The sequence below is a fragment of the Apibacter sp. genome (assembly GCF_025291155.1).
GTDB lineage: Bacteria > Bacteroidota > Bacteroidia > Flavobacteriales > Weeksellaceae > Apibacter.
Window position 1 is genome coordinate 1 of sequence record NZ_JAMBJZ010000008.1, and the last position, 13,687, is coordinate 13,687.

At 27.0% G+C, this 13,687-nt stretch carries 9 protein-coding genes; 3 read left to right on the forward strand and 6 right to left on the reverse strand.

Annotated features, from left to right (window positions below):
• The first annotated feature begins 261 nt into the window (after positions 1 to 261).
• A complete protein-coding gene (locus M3Z80_RS01720) occupies positions 262 to 2,088 on the forward strand; it encodes a tetratricopeptide repeat-containing sensor histidine kinase (protein WP_293916948.1) in 1,827 nt (608 codons plus the stop codon).
• A 19-nt stretch (positions 2,089 to 2,107) separates the two neighbouring features.
• The gene (locus M3Z80_RS01725) at positions 2,108 to 2,770 is read left to right on the forward strand and encodes a response regulator transcription factor (protein WP_293916949.1); all 663 of its coding nucleotides are present in this window, start codon (positions 2,108 to 2,110) and stop codon (positions 2,768 to 2,770) included.
• A 44-nt stretch (positions 2,771 to 2,814) separates the two neighbouring features.
• Here M3Z80_RS01725 and dinB read toward each other — a convergent pair whose 3' ends face one another.
• On the reverse strand, positions 2,815 to 3,903 hold the full coding sequence (gene dinB, locus M3Z80_RS01730; RefSeq protein ID WP_366519847.1) for a DNA polymerase IV: 1,089 nt from the start codon (positions 3,901 to 3,903) through the stop codon (positions 2,815 to 2,817).
• 295 nt (positions 3,904 to 4,198) lie between these two features.
• Here dinB and M3Z80_RS01735 point away from each other — a divergent pair, with 295 nt between their 5' ends.
• Positions 4,199 to 5,143, forward strand: a complete 945-nt coding sequence (locus M3Z80_RS01735; RefSeq protein WP_293916951.1) for a polysaccharide deacetylase family protein — start codon at positions 4,199 to 4,201, stop codon at positions 5,141 to 5,143.
• A 159-nt stretch (positions 5,144 to 5,302) separates the two neighbouring features.
• On the opposite strand, the gene pth is transcribed toward M3Z80_RS01735, so the two are convergent.
• The 5 genes from pth to M3Z80_RS01765 form a co-directional block, all read right to left on the reverse strand.
• Positions 5,303 to 5,869 (reverse strand): aminoacyl-tRNA hydrolase, encoded by a 567-nt coding sequence (gene pth, locus M3Z80_RS01740; RefSeq protein WP_293916952.1) that lies wholly within the window; start codon positions 5,867 to 5,869, stop codon positions 5,303 to 5,305.
• 40 nt (positions 5,870 to 5,909) lie between these two features.
• Positions 5,910 to 6,644, reverse strand: a complete 735-nt coding sequence (locus M3Z80_RS01745) for a glycosyltransferase (protein WP_293916954.1) — start codon at positions 6,642 to 6,644, stop codon at positions 5,910 to 5,912.
• Positions 6,645 to 6,665: 21 nt separating this feature from the next.
• Positions 6,666 to 8,054 carry a DUF6056 family protein gene (locus M3Z80_RS01750; protein WP_293916956.1) on the reverse strand — a complete coding sequence of 463 codons (1,389 nt, stop codon included), beginning with the start codon at positions 8,052 to 8,054 and terminating at the stop codon, positions 6,666 to 6,668.
• Positions 8,055 to 8,110: 56 nt separating this feature from the next.
• Entirely contained in the window at positions 8,111 to 11,476 is a 3,366-nt protein-coding gene (mfd, locus tag M3Z80_RS01755; protein ID WP_459251434.1) for a transcription-repair coupling factor, read from the reverse strand.
• Positions 11,477 to 12,201: 725 nt separating this feature from the next.
• Positions 12,202 to 13,545: an alpha/beta hydrolase family protein gene (locus M3Z80_RS01765; protein ID WP_293916960.1), complete on the reverse strand. Its 1,344-nt coding sequence runs from the start codon at positions 13,543 to 13,545 to the stop codon at positions 12,202 to 12,204.
• Positions 13,546 to 13,687 lie beyond the last annotated feature (142 nt).

Below are 13,687 nucleotides of genomic sequence, written 5' to 3' on the forward strand. Positions count from 1 at the left end.
AAAAATACTCAAAATTCCATAAGAAAAATGGATGTCAGCGGGGAAACTGCTCAAAATCCTGTACGGTAATCATGAATAAAATATAAAAAAGATCAATAAAAATTATTTAATTTCCATTATTAAAATTTTAAATGGTTTAATACTAAAGACAAGGTATCCCTTGTCTTTTTTTTATTAATTTACTTTTATATTAAATAATAAAATATAAATATTATAATTACATAATAAGTTTTAATATTCTAAGTTTATAATTTTATATTCATGGATAAAATGATAGATTTTATAAAATTTTTATTTTATGCAATTATTATATTGATGAATTTAACATCTTGCAAGGATAGTAGTATAATAAAAAATAAGCGAAATCATAAAATATCAACCAAATCACAAAAAAAAAACAGTATTATTAATAATGACACTATTCCATTTGACTATAAAGAAATATTTAAGCTCAAAAAAAATAAAAATATTTCAAAATTAGCATATATTTATTTCAATATGGGGCTTTATTTTTTAAATAAAAGTAAAAGCGACAGCGCGTTCTATTATTTTAATCATTCTAAAGAAGCTTTTTTAATTGAAAATAATTATAAATTTATTGGAAAAAGCTTAATAAACATAGCTATTACACAAGCTAATGAAGGTGATTATATCGGTAGCGAAGAATCTGCAGTTGAAGCGTTAAGATATATTAAAGATTTACAAAATAACACTTTATTATCTGCCGCATATAATTGTTTAGCAATTTCTAAAACAGAATTAAAAGATTATGACGAAGCTATAAAGTATTACAACATGGCTTTACAGTCTTCTACTAATAAAATATCTTCTATAAATATTAAAAATAATGTTGCAGTTGTTAACATAAAAGCTGGAAATTACATAAATGCTATAAAAATATTAAATAATCTAAATAAAGATCCTTTTTTAAGCAATCTCCCCCTTCATCAAGCTCGAATTATAGATAATTTAGCTTATGCTAAATGGCTACTTAATCCTTATTTTAAAGCAGATAAAGATTTTTATTATTCCCTTAAAGTAAGAGAACAATATTCAGATTTATTAGGACAAATTGCCAATCATTATCATTTATCAGAATATTACGAAAATAATAATGCTAAAAAGGCTATTTTTCATGCCAATAAAATGTATGATATAGCTTTAAAATTAGGAAATCTAGATGATCAGCAAGTAGCTATAAAAAAAATTATCCCGATAACCTCACAATCTAGTAGTATAAAATATTATTTCAATTTATACGAAAAAATAAGCGATTCGATAAATTCAAAAAGAGTTCAAGCTAAAAATAAATTTGCTTTAATGAGTTATGAGGTAGAAAGAAATAAAGAAGAAAATGCCTCATTAAAAGCTGAAAATGCGCAAAAAAGTTACCAACTATTAAAGCAGAGTGTGATATTTGGATCTTTATCTTTCTTAGCAATTTTAATTTTGGTGTTTTTAATATTCTGGTATCAAAGACGAAAAGCCAAATTCCGACAAGAAAAAACAGAAGAAGTGCATCGTACTAAATTAAAATATTCTAAAAAAATTCATGATGAAGTTGCTAATGGAATTTACTTCCTTATGGTGCAATTAGAAAATAACTCTGATATTAGACCTACTAAAATAATTGACGAATTAGAATTATTATATCAAAAATCGAGAGATATCTCTCATGATGCAGAATTTAATCTTGATTTAAAAGATGATTTTTCAATCACTTTACGAAATATGATAAAACCATATGGAGCTAAATATACCAAAATAATATTGATTGGAAATGAGCCTCATATTTGGGAAAATATATCAATCAATAAAAAAGAAGAGATATATTATATATTGAAAGAGTTGATGACTAATATGAAAAAACATAGTAAAGCGGATATTGTGACTTTGAAATTTAAAAAAGAAGATTCTACAATAATTATAGAATATTCTGATAATGGTATTGGTCTGTCCGGCTCTTTCATTAATTCCTATAAAGATTTAACAGATATAAAAAAACGATTAAATCCTATCCAAGGAAGTTATTTTATTGATAGTGAAAAAAAAAGAGGTTTTGCTATAAAAATTATTATTTCAATATAATTTATAACAACCATTAATAATGTTTAATAAAATTCTAATTTCAGAAGATTTCGATAGTTATAATATAGGCATTAAAAAAACTGTTGAAGAATTAAAAATCCCAATCATTGACCAAGCTTTTTATTGTGACGAAGCATTGCTCAAAATTAAACGAGCTATTATTGATCATGAACCCTATGAGTTATTAATTACCGACCTATCTTTTGCTTCAGATTATAGGAAACAAAAATTAGAGGGAGGAGAAGATTTAATACAAGCTGCAAAAACTGAACAACCTAATCTTAAAGTAATTGTATTTTCGATTGAAAATAGATTCCACAAAATTAAATCAATGTTCGATAAATATAAAATCAATGGATTTGTAACCAAAGGAAGGAGCGATACTAAAGAATTACAAAAAGCTATCATATCTATAAATCAAAATGAATCTTATATTTCCAACGTTAATTACAAATCATTTCAAAATAATTTATATGAATTAAATGATTATGATGTTTACTTATTAAAATTACTTTCACAAGGATTTACCCAGAAAGATGTAGAGCAGCATTTCAAAGAAAAACAAATAGTCCCCAATAGTGAAAGTTCAATAGAAAAGCGTCTTGCCCTACTTCGGGCTTCTTTCAATGTTAAAGACACCAAACAATTATTAAGTCTAGTTATTGAATTAGGAATTATTTAAAATAACTATCTTTAAAAATATAATATTTTATTATAAATTTTTAATTAAAAATTTTCAAACTCATTAAAAGGAATTTTTAATTGATAGTTTTTATTTATCTCAATTTCAGGTTCTGTATCAGAACTTTTAATACTTAGTCCAATTAATCTTACTTTTTTATTTAGATCGACTAAATGCAATAACTCTAATGCCGATTTATACAAAGCTGTATAGTCAGATATAATAGTTGGATAAGTTTTACTTCTGGATATTACTTTAAAATCTGCATATTTAATTTTTAAAGTAACGATTCTTCCTTTAAAAGAATTTTTATTCATTCTTTTAATAACATCTCTTGAAACCGTTTCTAATTCTATATATAATTTAGGCAAAGAATTTGTATCTTCCATAAATGTATTTTCAGAGCCAACCGATTTTCTTATTCTGTTAGGATTTACCTCACGGTAATCTTGAGCTCTTGAATTTAAATAATAGATCTTTCCATGCTTACCAAACAATTCGATCAGTTCATCTTCTGTTTTCTGTTTTAAATCCCACCCTGTATTAATTCCTATCTGATGCATTTTTTCAGCAGTTTTTTTTCCAATACCAAAAAAATCCTCAATTTTAAGTTTCTCCACGAATTTTTCCGCCTTTTGTGGAGTAATTATAAATAAGCCATTGGGTTTGTTATAATCGGAAGCTATTTTTGCAAGAAACTTATTAAATGAAACTCCAGCTGAAGCCGTTAGATCAGTTTCTATAAAAATTTTATCTTTTATCTCTTTAGCAATATCCATAGCAAACTTCATATTTTTAAAATTGTTGGTTACATCCAAAAAAGCCTCATCTAAAGATAAGGGTTCTACTAAATTTGTATATTGTAAAAAAATATCTCTTATTTGTCGAGAAATTGAACGATAAACTTCAAACCTAGCAGGGGTAAAGATAAGATTAGGACATCGTTGTAGAGCCTGTTTAGAGGACATTGCGGAATATATTCCAAATTTTCTTGCTTCATAGCTAGCAGCTGCCACTACACCTCTTTCTCCTGCAAACCCAACAGCTAGAGGTTTACCTCTGAATTCTTCATGATCCCTTTGTTCTATCGACGCATAGAAAGCATCCATATCTATATGAATTATTTTACGCACAATGACAAAGTTACAAAAGGCATTTGTTTAATTAAAATCAATAAAATATTTCATTATTAAATTACATCTTAAACATTTACCATTATAAATATAGTAAATTCAAATTTTATATAAAATTATGAAAATTTAAATACACATTATAAAATAACAACCTAACAATTAATGTTTTTTTATAATTTTTTAAAATATAATCACAAAAAAGCAAAACAAATATGGCATGATTTATGTTATGCTAATTTCTTGATTAAATTTTAATTTAATTAATATTTTAAAATTTTAAAACTACTGATAACATATGAAATTATATTGTTTCATCCTACTCTTATTTATAGGACTATTAAGTTGCACTAAAGACAATAACGAGATAAAAAATAAACCTAAAGAATCCCATATTTCCAATTCTGATCTCAATTCTTCTTCAAAAAAAACAGATAAAACAAAAAATCATAAAACAGATGATTCATTAATTCAAATTAAAAATCCTCATAAATTAGATAAATCCACAAAAAATAATAAGGATTCTTTAAAACTAAAAACGCATAAAGGTTTAGCCAAGGATTCTTCTAATAAATACTATGTGTACCTATCATTAGATGACGGTCCTCAATTACCTGGTACTAATAACTGCAGAAATATATTGGAAAAATATAATATTAGAGCCACTTTCTTTATGATAGGTCAACATAATTCGGGAATAGTACAAGAAAAATTAGTGGATTCTATTAATCATAACCCTTTATTTATAGTTTGTAACCACAGTAATTCTCATGCAAATAATAAATATTCCTTATTTTATAAAAACTCTAAAACAGCATTACAGGATTTTATTACAGCGGAAAACAAATTAAAACTGAAACATAAAATCGCTCGACTTCCAGGTAGAAATACTTGGGCTGTAAATCACGAAATTAAAGGTGAATCATCTGCATTTAATGTAGCAAAAAAACTTGATTCAATAGGTTATTCAGTTTACGGTTGGGATTTAGAATGGAGATTTGTTCACACTAATATACCAGTTGAGAGTGCTACTGAAATGATAAGAAAGGTAAAAAATACTTTAAAATACGGAAAAACTCACAGTCCAAATTCTATTGTTATTTTGGTCCACGACAGAATGTTTAATAAACCGCAGTACGCAGATTCTTTACAAAAATTTATTTCTGTCTTAAAGGAAGATAAGCATTACATATTTGAAACTCTTGATAATTATCCCTCTTTATCATCCGTCGAAAAAAAATAAGTAATATTTATAAACTTAATCAGACCTGATAACTGAATATTTCGGTATTAGTTTTATTAAATTAATTAGTCATGAATTTTTATTAAAAATATTTTGATCTTATTTTTTGGAAATTCTTATAAAAAATTAGTATCAAATATTTTTTCTAATAAAATTGATTTATTTACCGTTGTATTGATTCATCGTATTGTTTATACCTGAAAAAATGAAAGACATTACTGCTTCCACACTTTTATTTATTCTATCACTAAGCATCATTTTCTCTTTCTCATCCCACTCTCCTAAAACATATTCAATTTGTTTCCCTTTTAAAAAATCATCACCTATTCCAAAACGAAATCGTGGATATTGCTTCGTTTGCAATAGTTCTTCAATACTTTTTAACCCATTATGTCCAGCACTGCTTCCTTTAGATTTAATTCGTATTGTACCAAAAGGTAGGCTTAAATCATCACAAATTATCAAGCAATTTTCTAGTTTAATTTTTTCTTTTGTAACCCAGTACTTAACTGCATTTCCACTTAAATTCATATAAGTATTCGGTTTAAGAATAAATGTTTTTCTTCCCTTATATGATGTTTCACAAAGTTGTCCGAAATTGGCAGATTTAAAATTACCTTCTAACTGTTCAACTAATCTTTCAACTATCAAAAAGCCTATATTGTGTCGAGTATTGTTATATTTTTCTCCTATATTTCCTAAGCCTACAATCAGGTATTTATTCATAAAATTTATATTAAATATCTAACAATATATAAGAAGAGCATTATGCTTTCTTATAATATCTTTTTATTCTAAATAACTCAAAAGGGAGCTTCAATGAGTAAGAAAATTTAACTTTTGAATCTCCAACATCTCTCCAAGCTTCTAAAGGAATTTCTTTTGCTCTTATTTCAACATTGTCTTTACCTACAACATTTATAAATTTAAAGAAAATTTCGATATCAAAACTCCAATTTGAAATAAATGGATCTGTAAAAATATTTTTAGCTACTTCATTTGAAAATGCTTTAGCTCCACACTGAGTATCATACACAGGTAAATCTAACATTGTACTGGATAAGGTAGCAAAAATTCTTCCAATTAGATGTCTATGCAATTTTCTTTTAATATGGGAACCGATTCTCCTCACTCTTGAGCCGAATACAAATATAATGTTTTCATTCAGATAGGAACATACACGACTATATTCTTCTACTGAAGTAGCAAGATCGGCATCCAAATACCCAAAAATATCAAAATTTTTCCAATTAAAAGCTTCATTAATACCAGTAAAAATGGCTGCCGCTTTGCCAGCATTCTGTTTTTTATCTACTACTAAAACTTTTTCGGGAAATTTTTGATACAAATCATTTAAGATCTTTAATGTTTGGTCTGAGCTACCATCATTAACAAAACAGAAAAAAAGGTTATTTTCTTCAACAAGACTTTTTTCAAAATCTTTAACTGGCAACCTGAATTCTTCATTATAACAAGGAACAACTACACAATTAGTTTTCATGGTTTATGTATTATATGTTTATTATTTTTTTATGATCGCTTTTTTATTAAAAAATTCAGCCATAGATGCGTTATAAAAATGCTTGGGATCTTGGCTTATATCTGAATGATAAATGATTTGCGGTTTTGCTTGTAATGGAGGCAAATATAAAGTATCCTCCTTTGAGCTATGTATAATTTTATATCTTTCATGAACTTCTTTATTATATTTCTGGGCTTTACCGCTTAATATATCTTCATATGCGTTATAAATATTATTATTAATATCATAAACATTTTTATCGCCTATGACAAAAGTATAACCTAAAACTATAATTAGCAAAATAATAATTCTTAAAAACTGTGGTACCTGTAATTTTTTGGTTAATGGACAAGAAACTAATTTGTAACATACTATCATTATTAAGATCAAAACTGCAAAAAAAATCACATTTACTGTTCGTAAAGGCGGATAACTTCCTAAACTATATATACTGGGGAAACATCCAATAAAAATTATAACAAAAAATAAGGGAATATAAATTAAATAAGGCAATGTTAACATCTTTAATTTAATATCCTGTAAGGGCTTTCTTAGATTATAGAAAGTCAGAAAAGTAATTATAAAGGAGATTAATGCATATCTAAAAATTAATACAATAGATTTTTTTAACGATTTAAAAAAAATTTCTGATAATGACAATGGATTGATTATAGAATGAGATCGCTCATAATTTCCAGGTGCAATGAGTATAAAAAATGTCAAAAGAACGGTCCAAGTAAAAAGATAAAAATGTAGAGTAAAAAATCTACGAGTTGTATAATAATTATAGCTTAAAAAAAGAAAATTATATAGAAGTAAATAAATCATGGATATTTCATTACAACCAACTATCAGAAAAATTAGAATAAAAAGACTTATTGTTAAAAAGATCTTATTTTTTTCTGCAATCTTAGCAGAACAACCTATATACATTAAAAAAAAAATGTTCCCTAAATGATAAGTAGCAGAACCTGAAAGCCAATAAAAAGCAGAATCAATTCCTGGTAATAAGAAAATATACACAAAAGATAATAGTGAAGCAAGTTTTATCGATAAAATTTTCTTCTTTGTTATTTGATAAAACATAAAATATGAAGCGTATATAAAAAATACGATCATACATATGGATATTATTTTATAACCGAAAAAATAACCCCAATGAATAGGATTGGTAATTAATACAGCGGTTGCAGTATATCTACTTCCCCAATGCATATATTCATAATATTCTATATAAAAAAAAGAATCTTTAAATAATTTTATCGCATAAGCATAATCATCTGCTGATGGTTCATTATAAAATGAAAGAAATAGCAGAGGAAAGGTCGCTACAACTAGTAATAAGATTAAAAGCTTATCAAAACTATTAAATAAGCGTGATTGAAACATAAACTTTTAAAATATAATAATAAATGCTAAGATACATTTTTTTATACGGACTTCTTTTATAAATTGATAAATGTATTGATACTCCCCATAAAATCTAAAATGTTATCCATTTTCATTATATTATCTTTTCTTAAATAAAGCTGTAAAGTATCGTTAATATTTTTTTGTTTTAAAGATGCTTCAGAAGGATTATTTTGCAAAAATTCAAGAACCTTTTTAAAAATATCTGATTGATAATATTTAGATTGCGCATTCATAGGAAAATATGCTAATAAAACTCCATTCTTAATTAATAATTTTTCAAATCCTAATGATTTTGAAATCCATTTTAATTTTACACTCTTTAATAATTCCTGGGTTTGTTTAGGTAATTTTCCAAAACGATCGATAAGCTCATTTTTAAAATTAATAAGCTCATCTTCGTTTTTAATTTCTGATAATTTTTGATAAAGAGAAAAGCGTTCCTCTACTTTATTTATATATTGATCCGGTATTAACAATTCGAAATCCGTATCGATCTGCACTTCTGACACAAAATCCTTTTTCTCATTTTCTTCGACAAACAAATCAGAAAATTCATCTTCTTTTAATTCTTCAATAGCTTCATTCAAAATTTGTTGATACGCTTCAAATCCAATTTCAGCAAAGAAACCACTCTGTTCAGCCCCAAGCAAATCCCCTGCTCCTCTTATTTCCAGATCTTTCATTGCTATATTAAATCCGGAGCCTAAATCAGAGAACTGCTCTATAGCTTGTAAACGCTTTCTAGCTTCAGAAGTTATGACATCTAATGGCGGTGTAATAAGATAGCAAAAGGCTTTCCTATTAGACCTTCCTACTCTTCCTCGCATTTGATGCAAATCTGCTAAACCAAATTTCTGAGCATCATTGATGAAAATAGTATTTGCGTTAGGAACATCTAATCCGGATTCAATAATTGTAGTTGAAATTAAAACATCGTAGTTTCCCTCCATATAATCTATCATTATTTTTTCAAGTTTTTTCCCTTCCATCTGTCCATGTCCAATGGCTATTCTAGCCATTGGAACCAAACGTTTAATCATGCCGGCGAGTATGTCTAAGTTTTCTATTCTATTGTTAATAAATAAAATCTGCCCATCTCTATTAAGCTCATAGATGATTGCATCTCGTATTTGTTCTTCATTAAAACCTATAAGCTGCGTTTGAACGGGTTGCCTATTAGGCGGTGGAGTCTTAATTACAGACATATCTCTAGCTGACATTAATGAAAATTGAAGAGTTCTAGGGATAGGAGTAGCAGTTAATGTTAATGTATCTACCGTCGTTTTTATAGTTTTTAATTTATCTTTTACTGAAACTCCGAATTTATGTTCTTCATCAACAATCAATAAACCTAAATCTTTGAATTTAACATCTTTTCCTATTAATTGTTGAGTACCAATAATAATATCTATTTTACCCTCCGCCAGAGATTGTATTATTTCTTTTTTTTGCCCAGCTGTTTTAAAGCGATTTAAATATTCAACACGAACCGGAAAATCCTTTAACCTGGAAACAAAAGTTTTATAATGTTGTAAGGCCAATATGGTTGTTGGTACCATAATAGCGCTTTGTTTTCCATCTGTTGCTGCTTTAAAGGCAGCTCGTATGGCAATTTCCGTTTTACCAAAGCCTACATCTCCACAGATAAGCCTATCCATAGCAATAGGTTTTTCCATATCATTTTTTACCTCCTGTGTAGCCTTTTCTTGATCAGGTGTGTCTTCATACATAAAAGAAGCTTCCAGTTCGTTTTGCAAATAGCCGTCAGGCGAAAAAGAAAATCCTGGTTTTGTCTTCCTATCCGCATATAATTTAATAAGATCAAATGCTACTTCTTTAACTTTCCTTTTTGCTTTATTCTTAAGATTTTTCCAAGCTGCCGAACCTAATTGATTCAGAGTAATTTCTCCGCCCTCTTTACCTGAAAATTTGGAAATTTTATGTAGTGAATGGATGTTTACATAAAGAATATCATTATTTTTATAAACGAGTTTAATGGTTTCTTGTAAATTATCATCATTTTTTATTTTAACCAGTCCCATAAATTTCCCAATCCCATGGTCGATATGCGTTACATAATCTCCGACCTTTAAATCGGTAAGTTCTTTTAACGTTAAAAATTCCGATTTCGAGAAGGAATTACGTAAATTATAGCGGTGATATCTTTCAAAAATTTGATGATCTGTATAGATTTGGAATTTAGAATTATGATCTACAAAACCTTTATTCACATTTGCAATAAATCCAGTAAAAGGTATTTCTTTTTCTATTTCAGAAAATATATCTTGAAGTCTACTTTCTTGCTTTTCTGACTGAAATGTTATGAAATTTTTATATTTTAATTTTTCTTTCTCAAGCAAATCTTGCCCTAATAATTCAAACTGTTTATGAAAACTGGGTTGTTCCGTTTGATCTAATCGAACTGATTTAAATTCTTTAAAATATGGAATGGATGAAAATTCAATACAAGAATGAGATTGTAATTTGGAAATAAATTCATCCGGCTGTATATATAAATCATACGGTTCACTTCGTTTTATAGTTTGCGATAAGGTAGCATAGATTTCTTCTGCTTTATTAAATTTTTTTTCTATGGTTGATAATGATACAGATAAATCTTTTCCTATAAATAGGGCATCGGAAGGTAAATAATCTAAAAATGATACTTTTAGCGTTTCAAGATTAGAAGCATCTATATTTGGGACGATCATAAATTCATCAACTTTTTCTTCAGAAAGCTGAGTTTCAATATTAAATTTACGTATCGTTTCCACTTCATCTCCAAAAAATCCTATACGATAAGGTTTTTCGTCTGAATAGGAAAATACATCCAAAATACCTCCTCTCAATGAAAATTCTCCTGGTTGCGTTACAAAATCGGTTCTTTTAAAGTGAAAGGTAAATAAAGTTTCATTAAGAAAATCCGAATTTATTTTTTCACCTACTTTTATCTTTAAGCTTATCGAATTTAGTTCGGATTTAGTGATTATTTTCTCTGTGATCGCATCAGCATAGGTAATAATAATCTTAGGGCTTTGCATTTGCGTTATACTGTTTATAACTTCAGTTCGTAAAACCACATTTGCATTTTGTACTTCTTCAAGTTGATAAGGAATTAAGTGTGAAGTTGGATAAAACAAAACTTTTTCTTTACCAAAAATACCCTCTATCTCATTCAAGGCGTAAGCAGCTTCTTCCTTATCTGAAAAAACCATAAATATAGTTTTATTCAACAAGTTAAATAAATAACTGCTAAAGATATTAATATAAGAACCTGCAGACCCTAATACAGATATATTAATGTTACTTTTATTTTCTAAAAAAATTTGTACTTCCGAACTTAAAATACTCTTTTCTAAAATCGGAAAAATTGAGTGTATAATAGAATTTGTTTTCAAAACAACGTAAAGGTACAAAATTTGTTAAAAAATTAATTATTGGCTTATTTAAGTAATTAGTATATAATTTATTTATTTTATTTTTACAATTGAAAAAAGGACAAATATCTTCTTATACTTTTAAAGTTATAATTATTTTTTAGTTTATCAACGAATTCATTTATTAAACATAAATATATAAAAACTTAGATATAGTGATTGGGCTAATAAAATATATGGATATATATCCGTCATGGACAGAGCCGTATTTTTTAATTAGAATTATTCGTTAATACAGAAAATCAACGAAAAAAATTAAATTCTTTAATTATAAACTTGTAGATATCAAATGATAATATATTTCCCATATCTATTTTATGGTGATTTCCAGGGAATGACCATATTCCCGTTTATTTTTATACGTTACAAATACCTAAAACACAACAAAATATTAATTAATCATGAAAAAATACATTTGAGACAACAGCTGGAAATGCTTTGGATCTTTTTCTTTATTTGTTATTTAGTAGAATATATAATTAATCTTATAAAATATAAAAACACAAATATAGCGTATCATAAAATTAGTTTTGAAAGAGAAGCATATATAAATGATAAGAATATGAAATATTTAAATAAAAGAAAAATTTGGGCTTTTATAAAATATTTAAAATAATCTGGTCTTATCAATAAAAAAGCAGGTCTATATTTAATAAATCTGCTTTTTTGATAATAAATTAAAAAAATTATTTATAAAGAGCCGTATAAAAAGTCATTTTATCAAAATACGGTTTTACAGCTATAATATGATCTCCCTCTGTAGGAATGAAAGTTACTTTTCCTCCATTTTTATTTTGTTGAAGTGAAAAATCATAGGCATTTTGATAATATACAGAAACATCAGATATCCCATGGGTCATTATAAATCTGCATTTATTTTTCCAAGGTTTTACACTATTTTCATTAAGTATATCATTCATATACGCTAAACTTGGATCTGTATCAAGATATTTAATAAATTTTTCAGTATACATTTTCTTAGGATATTGAGAAAAATAAGCATTTACCTCTAGATCACCATGTGTGCCATCAAAATAAGATAAGGAAGTCGAAGCATATGGCTCTTTTAAAAAATCTTTAATATTTATATTAGGATAGGCATTCAACTTATATCCCCATAATCCATAAGTAAGAAAATAAGTATGTTGAGTTTTTTTCGAAGCTCTTACGATGTCTGTAATTTGTTTCAAATTACAAGGAGTTCCCCCTGTAAATAATAAATTGGACGTATATCCTAAAGAAGGATTCGTTTCAATTTCTCTTGCTATCGATGCAGCAACAAAACCACCCAACGAATAACCGGTAATAATTAATTCAGATTTATATCTATACCCTTCAGATGAAAGTGTGTTTTGAGACGCTTTTAATAAATCTAAAGTTGAATTAACCATAGCTTTGGAATCTAAATACGGATGTTGGCATTGTTTATACGAATCTCCGAATCCAGGATAATCAGGGAAGAATACAATAAATCCGTTACTTGCTTGAAGCGTAAAGAAGGCTAAGAAATTAAGCTGAAAATCATTATCTTTTAATTTTGATTTAAAATTTTTAAATAAATTTGTCGGCGCTTCATTATTAAGCGTATAAGTAGGAGGTGTTGCAACCATAATACGAAATTTCTGTAAATCCGTAAAAATAGTTTTTGATGGAAGCAATAAAACTCCTGAAACATCAATATATCCTCCCGAGCGATTAGGATGTGGAGTTCTAGTTGTCACTTTCAATGCTTTCACATATGGCAATAAACCAGGTAATTTGGTTTTTGAAGATTCTGATTTATCAATTTTAAAACCCGAAACATCAATACCTAATCCCGCTAATTTATTTTTAATATTCACTAAATCACTCGAATCAAAAGTCGCTATAACTTCTGATTTAACAGGTACTTCATCCAACTTTGTATTGGAAGCTTTTTCAACTGAATTAGAAGAAACATCAGCTAAGCTGTCTTCATTGTTACAAGATTGAATAGTTAGCATTATACCCATTAAGGATAATACTAAAATTTTATAAATTTTTTTCTTCATAACTATAAGGTTATTTTATTTTTTATCAAACAAAATTAACAATTTAAATACAATTATTTAACATAATTTTAATCATAAAAAATATTAATTTAATTTAATTACGTCTATTTATATACCTATTTATCTTTTAACAATATATTAT

Bases quoted from the DNA above. Each gene is read 5' to 3' on its own strand.
- M3Z80_RS01745 (WP_293916954.1), bottom strand. From the start codon at position 6,644: ATGAAAACTAATTGTGTAGTTGTTCCTTGTTATAATGAAGAATTCAGG.
- M3Z80_RS01720 (WP_293916948.1), top strand. From the start codon at position 262: ATGGATAAAATGATAGATTTTATAAAATTTTTATTTTATGCAATTATT.
- M3Z80_RS01725 (WP_293916949.1), top strand. From the start codon at position 2,108: ATGTTTAATAAAATTCTAATTTCAGAAGATTTCGATAGTTATAATATA.
- M3Z80_RS01765 (WP_293916960.1), bottom strand. From the start codon at position 13,545: ATGAAGAAAAAAATTTATAAAATTTTAGTATTATCCTTAATGGGTATA.
- M3Z80_RS01750 (WP_293916956.1), bottom strand. From the start codon at position 8,054: ATGTTTCAATCACGCTTATTTAATAGTTTTGATAAGCTTTTAATCTTA.
- M3Z80_RS01735 (WP_293916951.1), top strand. From the start codon at position 4,199: ATGAAATTATATTGTTTCATCCTACTCTTATTTATAGGACTATTAAGT.
- pth (WP_293916952.1), bottom strand. From the start codon at position 5,869: ATGAATAAATACCTGATTGTAGGCTTAGGAAATATAGGAGAAAAATAT.